Source organism: Tepidibacter mesophilus, assembly GCF_002724055.1.
In the GTDB taxonomy this organism is placed as follows: domain Bacteria; phylum Bacillota; class Clostridia; order Peptostreptococcales; family Peptostreptococcaceae; genus Tepidibacter_A; species Tepidibacter_A mesophilus.
In genome coordinates, this window is the sequence record NZ_BDQY01000005.1 from 25634 (window position 1) to 41520 (window position 15887).

Annotated in this window: 13 protein-coding genes and 1 other annotated feature; of the genes, 3 read left to right on the forward strand and 10 right to left on the reverse strand. The window is 29.8% G+C overall.

Annotation, left to right across the window (positions count from 1 at the left end; genetic code table 11):
• Window positions 1-14 precede the first annotated feature (14 nt).
• On the reverse strand, window positions 15-2681 hold the full coding sequence (locus Tmeso_RS05075) for a valine--tRNA ligase (protein WP_099188891.1): 2667 nt from the start codon (window positions 2679-2681) through the stop codon (window positions 15-17).
• A gap of 65 nt (window positions 2682-2746) precedes the next feature.
• Window positions 2747-2959, reverse strand: a binding site (T-box leader).
• 213 nt (window positions 2960-3172) lie between these two features.
• Here Tmeso_RS05075 and Tmeso_RS05080 point away from each other — a divergent pair.
• The gene (locus tag Tmeso_RS05080) at window positions 3173-4063 is read left to right on the forward strand and encodes a LysM peptidoglycan-binding domain-containing protein (RefSeq protein ID WP_099188892.1); all 891 of its coding nucleotides are present in this window, start codon (window positions 3173-3175) and stop codon (window positions 4061-4063) included.
• A 16-nt stretch (window positions 4064-4079) separates the two neighbouring features.
• On the opposite strand, the gene Tmeso_RS05085 is transcribed toward Tmeso_RS05080, so the two are convergent.
• The 3 genes from Tmeso_RS05085 to Tmeso_RS05095 all read right to left on the reverse strand — a co-directional run bounded on the left by Tmeso_RS05085 (window position 4080) and on the right by Tmeso_RS05095 (window position 5858).
• Complete coding sequence (locus tag Tmeso_RS05085) at window positions 4080-4490, reverse strand: FMN-binding protein (protein ID WP_099188893.1); 411 nt, start codon at window positions 4488-4490, stop codon at window positions 4080-4082.
• A gap of 12 nt (window positions 4491-4502) precedes the next feature.
• Window positions 4503-5387 (reverse strand): aromatic acid exporter family protein, encoded by an 885-nt coding sequence (locus Tmeso_RS05090; protein ID WP_099188894.1) that lies wholly within the window; start codon window positions 5385-5387, stop codon window positions 4503-4505.
• Between the two features lie 78 nt (window positions 5388-5465).
• A complete protein-coding gene (locus Tmeso_RS05095; RefSeq protein ID WP_099188895.1) occupies window positions 5466-5858 on the reverse strand; it encodes a hypothetical protein in 393 nt (130 codons plus the stop codon).
• A 272-nt stretch (window positions 5859-6130) separates the two neighbouring features.
• Here Tmeso_RS05095 and Tmeso_RS05100 point away from each other — a divergent pair, with 272 nt between their 5' ends.
• Together Tmeso_RS05100 and Tmeso_RS05105 are read left to right on the forward strand one after the other, a co-directional pair.
• Window positions 6131-7138: an ABC transporter substrate-binding protein gene (locus tag Tmeso_RS05100; RefSeq protein WP_099188896.1), complete on the forward strand. Its 1008-nt coding sequence runs from the start codon at window positions 6131-6133 to the stop codon at window positions 7136-7138.
• A 207-nt stretch (window positions 7139-7345) separates the two neighbouring features.
• On the forward strand, window positions 7346-9037 hold the full coding sequence (locus Tmeso_RS05105; protein ID WP_099188897.1) for a SulP family inorganic anion transporter: 1692 nt from the start codon (window positions 7346-7348) through the stop codon (window positions 9035-9037).
• Window positions 9038-9084: 47 nt separating this feature from the next.
• Here Tmeso_RS05105 and gdhA read toward each other — a convergent pair whose 3' ends face one another.
• The 6 genes from gdhA to Tmeso_RS05135 form a co-directional block, all read right to left on the reverse strand.
• A complete protein-coding gene (gdhA, locus tag Tmeso_RS05110; protein ID WP_099188898.1) occupies window positions 9085-10422 on the reverse strand; it encodes an NADP-specific glutamate dehydrogenase in 1338 nt (445 codons plus the stop codon).
• 196 nt (window positions 10423-10618) lie between these two features.
• Window positions 10619-11272, reverse strand: coding sequence for a phosphate signaling complex protein PhoU (gene phoU / locus Tmeso_RS05115; protein WP_099188899.1), 654 nt, complete (start codon window positions 11270-11272; stop codon window positions 10619-10621).
• A gap of 10 nt (window positions 11273-11282) precedes the next feature.
• On the reverse strand, window positions 11283-12038 hold the full coding sequence (gene pstB, locus Tmeso_RS05120; protein ID WP_099188900.1) for a phosphate ABC transporter ATP-binding protein PstB: 756 nt from the start codon (window positions 12036-12038) through the stop codon (window positions 11283-11285).
• A 12-nt stretch (window positions 12039-12050) separates the two neighbouring features.
• Window positions 12051-12962, reverse strand: coding sequence for a phosphate ABC transporter permease PstA (pstA, locus tag Tmeso_RS05125; protein ID WP_099188901.1), 912 nt, complete (start codon window positions 12960-12962; stop codon window positions 12051-12053).
• Complete coding sequence (gene pstC / locus Tmeso_RS05130; protein WP_099188902.1) at window positions 12962-13837, reverse strand: phosphate ABC transporter permease subunit PstC; 876 nt, start codon at window positions 13835-13837, stop codon at window positions 12962-12964. The genes pstA and pstC overlap by 1 nt, the downstream gene beginning before the upstream one ends.
• 148 nt (window positions 13838-13985) lie before the next feature.
• Entirely contained in the window at window positions 13986-15800 is a 1815-nt protein-coding gene (locus tag Tmeso_RS05135; RefSeq protein ID WP_099188903.1) for a methyl-accepting chemotaxis protein, read from the reverse strand.
• Window positions 15801-15887: the final 87 nt, after the last annotated feature.

Consider the following 15887-nt stretch of genomic DNA (forward strand, 5'->3'; position numbering starts at 1 on the left):
ATTTATAACAAACTCTATTTTAATTTAGACTGTAATTTTTCTAATCTTTCAACTACAGTTTTCATCATTTCTTCATACTTATCTTTTTTAGCTTTCTCTTCTTCTATTAAAGATTCTGGTGCTTTAGCTAAAAATCCTTGGTTAGATAATTTTCCAGATACTCTTTTTAATTCGCCTTCAATCTTTGATTTTTCCTTTTGAAGTCTTTCTATTTCTTTTTCAAAATCAACTAACTCATCAAGAGGTATATAGATTTGAGCTCCTTCTATAACAGTTGACATAGCATCTTCAGGAATCCCAACCTTATCCTTCAATATTTCAACTTCCGATGCAGATGCTAATGTTTCGAAATAATCTTTACCTTCTTCAATAGTGGATATTTTGTCCTCAGATGCAACTATTATAACCTTAGCCTTTTTAGAAGGTATAACATTCATTTCAGCTCTTATATTTCTTATATTTCTTATTCCTTCCATTATTAAACTCATCTTCTCTTCTTCTTCCTTCATACTATCTTCTTCTTTATATTTAGGCCAAGAAGCTAAAACTATACTTCCATCTACAGTTGGTAGATATTGATATATCTCTTCAGTTATAAATGGCATATACGGATGAAGGAGCTTTAATACATTCTCAAGTACATAAGTTAAAGTATATAAAGCAGATTTTTTAGCATCTAAATCTTCTCCATAAAGTCTAGGCTTAACCATTTCTATATACCAGTCACAGTACTCTGACCATGTGAAATCATAAACTTTTTGACTAGCCATTCCAAGCTCAAATTTCTCCATATTATCAGTTACATCTTTAGCTAAATCGTTAACTCTTGATATAACCCACTTATCTGCAAGAGTTAAATTACTTTTAACTGATTCTCTATTTAAACCTTCAACTAAATCTTCACTTAAATTCATGAACACAAATCTAGATGCATTCCAAAGCTTATTAGCAAAGTTTCTAGCAGATTCTACTCTTTCAATATAAAATCTCATATCATTTCCTGGAGTATTTCCAGTAGCTAATGTAAATCTTAATGCATCAGCTCCATACTGCTCTATTATTTCAAGAGGATCTATTCCATTTCCTAAAGACTTACTCATCTTTCTTCCTTCAGAATCTCTAACAAGTCCATGTATTAAAACATGCTTAAATGGAATTTCATCCATACAGTAAAGTCCTGAGAATACCATTCTTATAACCCAGAAGAATATAATATCGTATCCTGTAACTAAAACATCAGTCTTGTAGAAGAAATCCAATTCTTTAGTCTTCTCAGGCCATCCAAGTGTTGAGAAAGGCCATAGAGCTGATGAGAACCAAGTATCTAGTACATCTTCATCTTGCTTTAAGTTAGTAGAATTACACTTAGGACACTTACTTGGCATTTCTTTTGAAACAATAGTTTCCTCACAATCTTGACAATAATAAGCTGGTATTCTATGTCCCCACCATAATTGCCTTGATATACACCAATCTCTTATATTCTCTAACCAGTGATAATAAATCTTATTGAATCTTTCTGGAACAAGCTTTATTTTTCCATCTTTAACAGCATCTATAGCAGGTCCTGCAAGTTCATCCATCTTAACAAACCATTGCTTCGATACCATAGGCTCAATTATTGTATTACATCTATAACAGTGTCCTACATTATGAGTATGATCTTTTATATGAACTAAATATCCTTCTTTATCTAAATCTTCAACAAGACGTTTTCTACACTCATATCTGTCCATACCTTCGTATTTACCAGCTTTAGAGTTCATGGTTCCATCTTCATTCATAACTACCATTTTTTCAAGATTATGTCTTTCCCCAATTTCAAAATCATTAGGATCATGTGCCGGAGTTATTTTAACAGCTCCTGTTCCAAAATCCATTTCAACATAATCATCTGCAATTATAGGAATTTCTCTTCCTACTAAAGGTAATATAAGATTTTTTCCTATTAAATTCTTATATCTTTCATCATCTGGATTAACAGCAACAGCAGTATCTCCTAGTATAGTCTCTGGTCTTGTAGTTGCTATTTCTAAGAACTCATCAGACTCCTTAACCTGATATTTAACATGGTAGAAATGTCCTCCATGCTCCTCATGCTCAACCTCTGCATCTGATAAAGATGTTTTACAATCAGGGCACCAGTTTATTATTCTATTTCCTCTGTATATATGTCCATCGTTATATAACCTTACGAAAAATTCTGTAACAGCTTTATTACATCCCTCATCCATAGTGAATCTTTCTTTTTCCCAATCGCAAGAATCTCCAAGTTTTTGCATTTGCTCCACTATTTTTCTTCCGTATATGTTTCTCCATTCCCAAGCTCTTTTTAAGAACTCTTCTCTTCCAATCTCATACTTGCTCTTACCTTCATCATTTTTAATCTTCTCAACAACCTTAACCTCTGTTGCAATACTTGCATGATCAGTCCCAGGTTGCCATAAAGTAGCATGTCCATCCATTCTTTTCCATCTAACAAGTATGTCTTGAAGAGTATGGTCTAGTGCATGTCCCATATGCAGTTGCCCTGTTATATTAGGCGGAGGAAGCATTATAGAATAAGACTTTTTAGACTCATCAACTTCTCCTTTGAAATATCCTCTTTCTAACCATCCACTATAAAGTCTTTCTTCAAATTCTTTAGGGTCATAATTTTTAGGTAAATTTTTGATTTCCATATTAAATCCTCCTATATTTAAATTTATATAATTTCCTTAATAATAAAAAAAGAGCCCTTCATCCCTAAAAGGACGAAAAACTCGCGGTACCACCTTATTTTCAGAATAAATCTGACTCTCTTTATCTTTAACGACAATTTGCCGACCAAGTCTACTATTACTTCAACTCAGAAGCTCCAAAGCTACCTTCCAAAAGCTCATTCCTAGAAAACCTTTCAGCCACGGATTTTCTTCTCTAATAGTGAAACTTTTGTACTCCTCTTTTTCACAGCCTTTATCTATATTTAACTTACATCATTTTAATATATTATATATTTTTTTCAAGTTTTGTCAATATCATTATTATATCATTTAAATAAATATTTATTCAAACTTATCAAAATTACGCCTGTATAAAATCAAAAAAATATTGAAATTTATGTTATTTGTGGAACCACAACTTTTTAAGTTGAATAATATAAATTAGATTAATTAAGAAAGGGGATAAAAACATGCTTTATTATGTAAGAAGATTTGATACACTTCAAAGAATATCAAATAGATTTAATGTACCTAGCGAAGCTATAATTAAAGCTAATGTAATTTGCGACCCTAACTATATAACAGTTAACACTCCACTTATAATTCCCGAACCAAACATATCTCTCCCAAAATCACAAGGTCAACCACCTTATTATATAGTTCAATTCAGAGATACTTTTTTGTGTTTATCAAAGGAATTCAAGACTACAGTTAACAATCTAATCTATATGAATAGATTAAACCCTAATATGATTCCTACAGGTTATGAAATACTTATAGGCGACTATCTTCAAAACCCAGATGAATTAAGTAAATTATGGGAAGATACAGGAAATTCTAAGTGTGATGAATTATCACCAGACCAAGTTTATAATATATATTATAATGGCTCTTTTACATGGGAAGCTTTAGGAAGACAATCTATACCTTATCTAATGAGACTAATAAATAATCCTTGCGATATCGTTAAATACTATTCTATCGTAAGCCTAGGCAGAATAGGTTCTAACAACAACAAAGTAATAGGCGAACTCACAAAATTTATAGATTACGAAAATGAATTAATATCAAATGCAGCTAGATGGACATTGCTTAGAATAAGTCTTGTAAGAGATCATTCAAAACGAATGCATGTTACAACAGTAGAAAATAGAATATACGATAGTCCAGATTTAAATTCAAATTCATTCACAGTTCCAGCTGGAAGCCAAGTAATGTCTTTAAATTGGTCAATTCCAAGTCCTACAAATGAAAAGAATATATTCGGAGAAACACTCTTATATGACAGGGTTAGATTTTTTACAACAGGTCAAGATGGCTATTTGCCTAGACTTGGATTTAATGAAATTAATGTGATATAAGAAACCTTATATCGCATTAATTTTTAGCTTTTTCTAAAGCTCTTTCAACTGCTATTTTCCAATTTTCAGTAGTAACCGTAGCTCCAGATATAGAGTCAACCTCATATGTTTGCTTTTCAATCATTTCATCTTTCATACTAATTCTATATTTTTTTAGATTAGGAAATACCTTTCCATCTACATTCTGCCCAGTCCACATATTATAATCTACTTCATCTCCATTTTGGTCTAATCTTTTTAAGTTTATATTTTTTATCTTATGGTTTTCAATAGTAACAACAGCCTCTTCGCTTCCATATTCCCATTTATCTCCACTAGCTTTATAAACACCATTTTTGTATGTAATCTCTAAGTTAGCCTCTTTGGCACATCCAGCAAAAAACATAAGGCTCAATCCCAAAACTACTGTAAATATTAATTTTTTCATAATAATCACTCCTTAATTATGTATTTTGATATCATCGTTAAAATATATAATATCCTTCCCATATCCATCAATATTACTTATTGTTTTTCTCAAATGATAATTATATACAATTTCATTTTCCTTATGTTTTAGATGCTTTATTCTATCAAATTTTCCATATCTATTTATTAATTCTATATAATTCATATTGTTTAATGTATAATTTCGATTCATATTATCCATAATTTTTAAATTCAAACAGGCACTCTCGTAATTTCTTAATATACATTTAAATCTTTTTATCTTATCTTGATTCTTATAATTAATATATATATTATCTATATCTTTTTCAAACTTAAATATAGCATCCTCAACTTTTTTTAAATCTATATTTAAATTTTTAACTACTTTATTCTCTAATAATTTATTTAAATCATTTCCAATTTGAATAAGATTGTCCTCTATTTTATTATAATTATCCATAGGTGTTATTAAATAATTAACTAAAACAGCTATTATAATTCCTATAAACGTATCAATTGTTCTATTTATTGCATAAAAAACAGGATTTCTTCCATCTAAATTACTCATTATTACACAAAATACAATCCCAGCTATACTTATTGATTTATTCCATCTAAATAGATTACATATATATATAACTATCATTATCCCTATCCCCATAATAATTACACTACTTGGATTTATAACATAAAACACAACACCAACTACAGCTCCCAGTATAGTTCCAAGTATTCTATTTCTTCCAACTTTAAAGGATTCTCCTACAGTTGTTTGCATAGATATAATAGCTGCTATTGCTGCATAGAAAGGATATTCCATATTAAAAAAACGAGAAACAGCAACAGATAACGATACAGCTATTGCGGTTTTTATATTCCTCATGCCAACCTTCATAATAATCCCCCCCTAATTACATTATACCTCAATATTCTTCATATAAAAAAAAACTTGGCGATTAATCGCCAAGTTTTTTTAATAATAACCGTAATAATCAAATATTCTTCTTCTCCTTCTTCTTCTTCTCCTTTGAGGTACTCTTCTTCTATCCAAAAGTTCTCTAAGTAATAATATACTTATTATATCTCTTCCATATCTTCTTCTTCTAATCCTCATGAGATCTTCTTCGTCGCAATCTTCATCTCTACATAAACAACTTTTAGTATATTCTTCATATATATTGTCAACAATTTTTTCTATTTTTTTCTTACTTGGAAATGGATTCATATCAGGATTATCTTCTAAATCATACTTTTCACAATATCTGCATACATATGGATATACCTCATTATATATTTCAGGATACGATTTTTTAGCCTGATTATAACAATAATTCATATAATAGTTATTCATATAATAATTATACATATACTTCACCCCTTCACATTATAATATGTATATTCATCCCATTTCGTTATAACAAATAGACAATTTTTTACCACTAAGAATTATAATATTTTGGTTTTGTGGATACGTTTGGAAAAAATCTACACCTGCAACTGGTTTTGAGCAACGAAGCCCATAGGGATCGTTGGCGACATGAGTCACCCAGTTAGCGAGTAGACGAATTTTGTAACCATTCTTTTTTATGGTGAATATATTAAAAATACAACCAATCTTATGTTAAGGGGTGATATTTTATGAATATACGCAAAAACCTAGCACTAATATTATCATCACTAATGATATTAATGCTAGTTACTTCAGGTTGTTCAAATGATAATTTGACTAAAATAACACTTGCAGAGGTTACTCATTCAACATTCTATGCACCTCAGTATGTAGCTCTTACTGAAGGCTTTTTTAAAGAAGAAGGTCTAGATGTTGAGATAATAAATACAAAAGGCGCCGATAAAACTATGGCAGCTATTCTTTCAAACGAAGCTGATATAGGTCTTATGGGGCCAGAAGCTTCTATTTATGTTTACAACCAGGAAAAAGAAGATTATGCAATAAACTTCGCTCAATTAACCCAAAGAGATGGAAGTTTTTTAATCGGTAGAGAAAAAGATAACAACTTTACATTTGATAAATTAAAAGGAAAAAGCATATTAGGAGGAAGAAAAGGCGGGGTTCCTGAAATGACACTTGAATATGTTCTTAAAAAGAATGACCTAGACTTACAAAAAGATGTTAACATAAGAACAGATATACAATTTTCTGTAATGGCGGGAGCATTTGCAAGCGGAACAGGAGATTACGTAACATTATTCGAACCAATAGCTTCGTCTTTAGAAAAAGAAGGTAAGGGATATATAGTAGCATCTATAGGTAAAGAATCTGGGTATCTACCATATACTTGTTATAGTTCTAAAAAATCTTATATAGAAAAGAACCCAGATATAATTCAAAAATTCACAAATTCTATATACAAAAGCCAACAATGGGTAAAAACTCACTCTTCACAAGAAATAGCTCGTTCTATATCACCTGAGTTTCCAGATACTGATATAGAAGCTTTAACTATAGTTGTTGAAAGATATAAATCACAAGATACATGGTCAGAGACTACAATTTTGGAAGAGGAGAGTTTAAATCACTTAATGGATATAATAGATTTAGCTGGGGAACTTGATAAAAGAGCTCCATACAATAAGATAGTAACTACTGAATTTTCTCAAAATGCTATAGAAAATTTAGATAAATAAGTTAAGTTATTAAAAATATATCTGTGAATATATTAATATATTCACAGATATATTTTTGATTGACCTCAAATCTTTTGTTTTAATTTTCAATGAATTCCAAATCTATTATTTATATATAATTACCATAGACATATCTTTATCTTAGGTGTATGATTATATGTTGTATACAATATATAACAATATTTCAACGTCAAAGGGATGGTGTTTATGTTTATTCCAAAACTATTTACTTGTCTTAAATCATACAGCAAGGAACAATTCACAAAAGACCTTATATCAGGAGTAATAGTAGCAATTATAGCTCTACCACTTTCAATAGCTCTAGCTATTGCATCTGGTGTATCACCCGAGAAAGGTCTTTATACTGCAATTATAGCAGGATTTTTAATTTCCTTACTAGGAGGAAGTAAAGTTCAAATAGGGGGGCCAACAGGAGCTTTTGTTGTAATAGTATACGGTATTATACAAAAGTACGGAATAGAAGGGCTAACTATTGCAACTCTTATGGCAGGATTCTTTCTTCTTTTAATGGGTATTCTTAAATGTGGTAATATGATAAAGTACATACCTTATCCTATAACAACAGGATTTACAAGCGGTATCGCTATAACTATTTTCTCAACACAAATAAAAGATTTTTTAGGACTTAATATTGATGTTCCATCAGAGTTTATGGGTAAATGGATAGTATATTTCCAAAATCTAAACTCCATTAACACTCAAAGCTTATTAATAGGTTTAATATCTATACTATTAATAGTAATACTGCCTAAAATAAATAAAAAAATTCCACCTACACTTATTGCTATAATACTTTCTACATTCGCAACAATATATTTTAATTTGAATATAGATACAATTGGAAGTAAGTTTAGTAATATACCTTCTACGCTTCCTAGTATTCATATTCCAAACTTAGATATGAATATGATAATAACTCTTATTCCATCAGCCATAACAATAGCTATTCTTGCAGGTATAGAGTCTTTATTATCAGCAGTAGTAGCAGATGGTATGGTAGGTTCAAATCATCGCTCTAACATGGAGTTAGTAGCTCAAGGTATAGCTAATATAGGTTCTGCATTATTCGGTGGAATTCCGGCAACAGGCGCTATAGCAAGAACTGCAGCTAATATAAAAAATGGAGGCAGAACACCTATATCAGGTATAGTTCACTCAATTACTTTAATATTGTTTATGATGATTTTAATGCCTTATATAAAGTTAGTTCCAATGGCATCACTTTCAGCCATTCTAATAGTTGTTTCTTATAACATGGGAGAATGGGATGCTTTTAAAAGAATACATAAGTTCCCAAAGAGTGATTCTTTGGTATTTTTAACAGTATTTATATTAACTGTTTTCTTTGATCTTGTAATAGCTATATGTGTTGGAATTGTACTTTCTTCTTTCTTATTTATGAAGAGAATGGCAGATGTTACAGATATAAAACCGGTATCTTATACTTACGAACAAGTAGATGACAGTGAATTTGAATATAAAGTTCAAATTCCTAAGGATATTTATATATATGAGATAAACGGAGCCTTCTTCTTCGGAGCTACAGATAAATTTATAAAAACTATGAAAAATATCAATAATCTTCCTAAGGTATTGATATTAAAGATGAGCAATGTATTAGCAATGGATGCTACCGCATATAATGCCTTAGAATCAACTCAAGATTTATGCGATAAAAACGGAATAAAACTTTTAATATTAGATATTCAATATCAGCCACTTAAATTGTTAAAAAAGTGTGGATTTATAACTAATAAAAATCAAGATATACTGTTTAAAGACTTCGATAGTGTGTTTAATAAAGCCTTAAATATAGTAAATACTTATTATGATAGGCAAAAGGATATACCCGAGATACCAAAAACCCACACAGCATAGTTCAAATAAAAAAATACTGGAGATTTCTCCAGTATTTTTTATGTATATTAAACTATTCCTTGAGCCATCATAGCATCGGCAACTTTTAAGAAACCAGCTATATTAGCTCCAGCTACGTAATTTCCTTCCATTCCATATTCTTTAGCAGCTTCTTTAGATGCTTTGAATATGTTTACCATTATACCGTGAAGTTTAGTATCAACTTCTTCAAATGTCCAATGAAGTCTCATGCTATTTTGAGACATTTCAAGAGCTGAAGTTGCAACTCCACCAGCATTAGCAGCCTTAGCTGGAGCAACTAATATTTTCTTATCTAAGAATAAGTTAACAGCTTCATTTGTACAAGGCATATTAGCTCCCTCTCCCATAGCTATTACTCCATTGTCAATTAACTGCTGAGCTTCTTTAACATCTATATCATTTTGAGTTGCACAAGGAAGAGCTACATCACACTTAATAGTCCAAATACCTTTTTGACCATCATGATATTCTGCTTCTGGATGATCCTTTACATACTCACTAATTCTTTTTCTTTCAACCTCTTTAATTCTCTTAACTGTATCAAGTTTTATTCCATCTTTATCATATATGTATCCTGTAGAGTCACACATAGCAATTACTTTAGCTCCTAACGATTGAGCCTTTTCACAAGCATATATAGCAACATTTCCAGATCCAGAGATTACTACAGTTTTACCATCAAAACTATGTCCATGCTCTTTTAGCATTTCTTGTGTAAAGTAAACAAGGCCAAATCCTGTAGCTTGCGTTCTTGCAAGTGATCCACCATATGTAAGCCCTTTACCAGTAAGTACTCCACCTTCATATGCATTCTTAACTCTTTTATATTGTCCAAATAAGTATCCTATTTCTCTTCCTCCAACTCCTATATCTCCAGCTGGAACATCTAAATCGTGTCCTATATGTCTGTATAGTTCAGTCATAAAGCTTTGACAAAATCTCATTATTTCATTGTCGGATTTCCCCTTAGGATTGAAATCTGATCCACCTTTTCCTCCACCTATTGGAAGTCCAGTTAATGAATTTTTAAGTATTTGTTCAAATCCTAAGAACTTTATAATTCCAAGATACACAGACGGATGGAATCTTAATCCCCCTTTGTAAGGTCCTATAGCGCTGTTAAATTGTACTCTAAAACCTCTGTTAACTTGAGTCTTTCCATTATCATCTAACCAAGGTACTCTAAACATAATTTGTCTTTCTGGCTCTACGAATCTTTCTAAAAGACCAGCTTCTACAAACTCAGGGTGTTTTTCTATAACAGGCTCTAAAGAATGTAAAACCTCTTCTACTGCTTGGTGGAATTCTACTTCACCAGGATTTCTTTTTTTAACTTGTTCTAGAATATTTTCCATAACTGACATATAATATACCCCCAAATCAATTTTTTAATTTTTAATACCTTTTTCAATACCCCTTTGTCTTTAATTATACAACTTGTGAAATAATTTTCAACCTAAAAAATGCATATTTTAGCAAACTTGACTATATTCAGAATTTTCAAAATTATACACAGAATAAAAAGGTGTTAATACATAACCAAATGTATTAACACCTTTTTTAATTTATTTCTATTCTTTCTCCTTTTGAAATATATATTATCCTCTCACATATATTAGTTATATGGTCTGCTATTCTCTCTAAATATCTTCCTACAAAGAGTAATTTTGTACCTTGATTTGTATACTCTGTACTTTTATGTATCATATTTAAAATATCTACATATATATCTTTATACAAATCATCTACAAGTTCATCCTCTTGTCCTACTTCAAAAGCTATCTCGGCATCTTCTAATCTGAAACTTATTTTTACATTTTTCATCATACTAATAATTATTTCTTTAATTTTAGGGATATCTACAAGTTGTTTTATATGTTCTTCTTTTCCTATTTTTATAGTTTCTCTAGATATATTTACGCAAAAATCTCCAATACGTTCAAGGTCAGTTATTATCTTAGACACAGAAAATATAATTCTAAGATCTCTTGCCATAGGTTGTTGAAGAGCTATAAGATTTATAGCCTTTTCCTCTATTTCATACATACAATTATCTATTTCATCATCTAGTTTTATTATGCTTCTTGCAAGCTCTAAATCTTTATTGACAAGTGCATCAACAGATTTTTCTATCAAACTTTCTACCCTATCCATCATAAAAATAACATCTTCTTTTAATTCATTTAACTCAGTTTTGAAATTTTCTCTAACCATAGTATACCTCCTACCCAAATCTTCCCGTTATATAATCTTCCGTTCTCTTATACTGGGGATTTGTAAATATCTTATTAGTTTCTCCAAATTCAACAATTTCTCCCATTAAAAAAAACGCTGTGTTGTCAGATATTCTAGCAGCTTGCTGCATAGAGTGAGTAACAATAACTATAGTGTAGTCCTTTTTTAATTCTTGTATAAGATCTTCTACCTTAGATGTCGCTATCGGATCAAGTGCAGATGTAGGTTCATCCATTAAAATAACTTCAGGCTCCATAGCTATAGCTCTTGCTATACATAGCCTTTGCTGTTGTCCTCCAGATAGACTATATGCCGATTTATCTAGTCTATCTTTCACCTCATCCCACAAAGCTGCACCTCTAAGACTTTTTTCAACGACTTCATCTAACTTTTTTTTATCCCTAATACCTTGTTTTCTAAGTCCATATACTATATTTTCATATATAGATTTTGGAAAAGGATTGGGTTTTTGAAATACCATACCAACTCTTTTTCTTAAATCTTCTACCTCAATAATATTTGAATATATATCATCTCCATCTAATACAATCTCACCACTTAATTTTGTTCCTTCTATTAAATCATTCATTCTATTTAACGTTCTCAAGAATGTAGACTTTCCGCATCCTGATGGACCTATAAAAGCAGTTACTTTTTTTTCTTCTATATCTATGTTTATATTTTTTAAAGCTTTAAAATCTCCATAGTGAAAATCTAAATTATTTACTTTTATTTTAACTGCCATTTTATTTACCTCCTACTGTTTTATCCTATCTTGGTACTTATTTCTCAAAAGTATTGCTACTAAATTTATTAATATTAAAACTATAAGTAAAACTAATATTCCTGCAGATGCAACATTTTGAAATTCTGCTTGAGGCTTTGATGCCCAGTTATATATTTGAAGAGGTAATGTTGTAAATTCATCAAATATTCCTTTTGGAGAAAACCAAATTCCAGCAGCTCCCCCAACAACTACAAGTGGTGCCGCTTCTCCTATAGCTCTTGATACAGCTAGTATTGTACCTGTTAATATACCTGGCATAGCATAAGGAATAATAGCCCCAGTTATTGTCCCCCACTTAGTAGCCCCCAGTGCATAAGATGCTTCCTTCAGCTCCTTAGGTACCGTTTTTAAAGCTTCTCGAGATGAAACTATTATTATCGGAAGTATTAGTAATGCCATAGTTAAAGATGCAGATAAAATACTTCTTCCAAGTCCAAAAGTTCTAACAAATAACGAAAGTCCTAATATTCCATATACAATAGATGGAACTCCTGCTAAATTACTTATATTAACTTGTATTATATTTGTCAATTTATTTTTAGGTGCATATTCCTCTAAATATATTGCTGATCCAAGTCCTAATGGAAATGCAATTAATAAAGTTAGTATATTCACCCATAAAGATCCAAGTATAGACGCTCTTATTCCTGATTTACTAGCTATTCTAGATGTATAATTTAAAAAGAAATCAATATTTACATAGGAAATTCCTTTTTTAAAAACATCCGAGAAAAGAGCTACTAATATTATTATGCTAAACGATATAGATGATAATAATATAACATGAAAAATTTTATTTATTAATTTTCTCTTTTTTAAGTTAATATTATAATTAAAATCTCTATTTATAATTTCTTTATTTTTCAAATCAACTGTATTCATTAATATTCCTCCCTAAACCTATTAGCAACATACCTAGATAACATATTCATAACTAATGTCATAACAAACAAAAGCATAGCAACCGCATATAAAGTTTGAGCCTCTATTGTACCTTTTGCTATATCTCCTTGACTTACCTGAACTATAAATCCCGTCATAGTTTGGATACTCTCAAGAGGATTTAAAGTAAGCTTAGGAGTTGATCCTGCTGCAAGTGCTACTATCATAGTTTCTCCTACAGCTCTTGATATAGCTAATATAAAAGATGATATTATTCCTGATATAGACGCAGGAATTACTACTCCAAATACAACTTCTAACCTTGTAAGCCCTAGAGCATAAGCACCTTCTCTTAAAGCTTTAGGTACCGCTTGCATGGAATCTTCACTTAAAGATAGTACCATTGGTATCGTCATTATACCAACCGCTATAGCTGCACTAAGCGCATTATAAATATTTGTTTGAGGTATTAAATTTTTAAGTATAGGTGTAATAATGTTGAGTGCAAAAAAACCATAAACTATAGAAGGTATTCCTGCTAATACTTCCAATATAGGTTTTATTATTTTTCTCAGTTTTTTATTTGAATATTCACTCAAGTATATGGCACTTAATAATCCTATAGGTATTGAAATTATAGACGAAAAAAACACTATTAAAAAAGTTCCACTTACTAATGGTAGTATTCCAAAATGTTGTGGTTTTAAAAGAGGAGTCCATTGCTTTCCTGTAAAAAATTCCATAGGGGATACCTCAGCAAAAAACAATGCACTTTCTTTAAACAAAATAAACAATATACTAATAGTTATAAATATAGATATCATTCCAAATCCAAATAAAATATGTTTTATTATCTTTTCGTTTAATTTTTTCATATTAAAACCTCCCAATTCCAATAATAAATAACTAAAATAAAAAACTCGATTTTTAGCTTTTTATTATTATTCATAACATATATAGAATACTATTTATTTGTTATGCTAATGTTAACTGCACATTATCTATTTGTTAATTTCGTTAACTTTATGTAAACTGATTTGTTTTGAACTTTTCAACCAAATCATTAAGGTGAGAAGACATATTGATGATTTCAGAAGAAGAACTAGATAATTCCTCAAATATTTTAGATTGATTTTCGATATTATTGCCTATACTTATCATCTCTTCTCCAGTCCACCTTATACCATCTATGATAGATGTAGTAGAACTTGATATTTCTTCGGTACTAGCTGCTTGTTCATTAGCTACACTAGATATTTCTTCAATTTTATACGATACTCCAACTATTGAATTTATTATTTCTAATATGCTATTTTTTACTTTTTCAGCTCTACTTACACTTTCGTTAACCTTTCCATCTACATTAGATGTTTGAATTACTACTTTTTGTATTTCACTTTTAAATTCTTTTATTATTTCAGAAATACTTTGAGCAGAGTTATTAGTTTCATCAGCAAGTTTTCTAATTTCCTTAGCTACTACATCAAACCCTCTTCCTTCTTCTCCTGCTCTAGCTGCTTCAATAGATGCATTTAATGCCAATAGATTTGTTTGTCTTGAAATATTACTTATAACTTGTACTATCTGAACGATTTTTTCAGATGATAAATTTAATTTTTCTAATACATCTACCAAATTATTAGTAAGTAATTTTATATCATTCACTGAATATACTATTTCTTTTATATTAGTTTCTCCTTTTTTAGTTTCTATTTTTAAATCTTCATATATTTTATGTACATCTTCAATAGAAACAGCTGTAGACTGTGAATTTTGAGATATATTTTCTATAGAATTTTCTATTTGATTAATATAATCTATATTTTCTTCGGATTTAGAGCTTATTCCACTTGAAACAGCGTATATTTGCTGCATAGATGCATTAGATACATCAATAGATGTTGCTATTTCATTATTAAAAGAAGACAGTTTTTGTGCAGACATCTTTATATCAGAAATCAAATCATTTAGATTATCTAAAAAATTATTAAACTCTTTACTCAACTGACCTATCTCATCTTTTGTATGTATATTAAGTCTTCTAGTTAAATCGCCTTTTCCATTTGCCATTTCTTTAAGTTGAGATTTAATACTAATTATTGGATTTGTTATTCTTTTAGAAATGAACCCTATAATCATTATTGATATAGCTAATAAAACAGATGATATTAATAAAGTATAATAAATAACAGAGTTTATTTTTTCTTCAATAGGTGTTTTATCAACTCCCATGTAGAGCATACCTATTACATTCCCATCTTTATCACTTAAAGGCTTATATAAAATCTCATAATTTTTACCTTCTATAATTGATTCTTCTATGTAAACTTCTTCTTTTTTTAAAACTTTATCTACTACTTTTTTAGGTGCTTTAACTCCAACATTTCTTGATCCCTTTACACGAACAGTAGTAGATACAATTGTATCACCTTTAAAAATAGATACTATGTTACCAGTCTTATCAGACAAAATATCTACTAAAGTGTAATTGCCTTCAACTTGGATATCCCCTTTATGTAAATTTCCATTTTCTATATGCCAATCGCCTTGTATTATAAATCCCATAAGATCTTCAGTTGTTTGTAGATTCGATTCAAGCTTTTCTTCTATTAAATAAGAACTTATATCTTTTAGACTTGATATCGTAACAGCTGTACACCCTGCAACTATAAGTAATAATACTGGAAGTATGCTTACTGTTATTTTAAATCTCAGGGTATCAAATTTTATTTTTTTAAAATTAATTCTTTTACAAGTATTTTTTTTCATTTTATTAAATTTAAACTTTTTTAACATGATTGTATTTTTTAATATTTTTTTCTGTATATTGAATTTCATGATTTTCCCCCTTAATCCAACTAATATACTAAATTAATTCAAAAAAAAAACAAACATTCATATTCAACTTTCCCATTTGAATGTTTG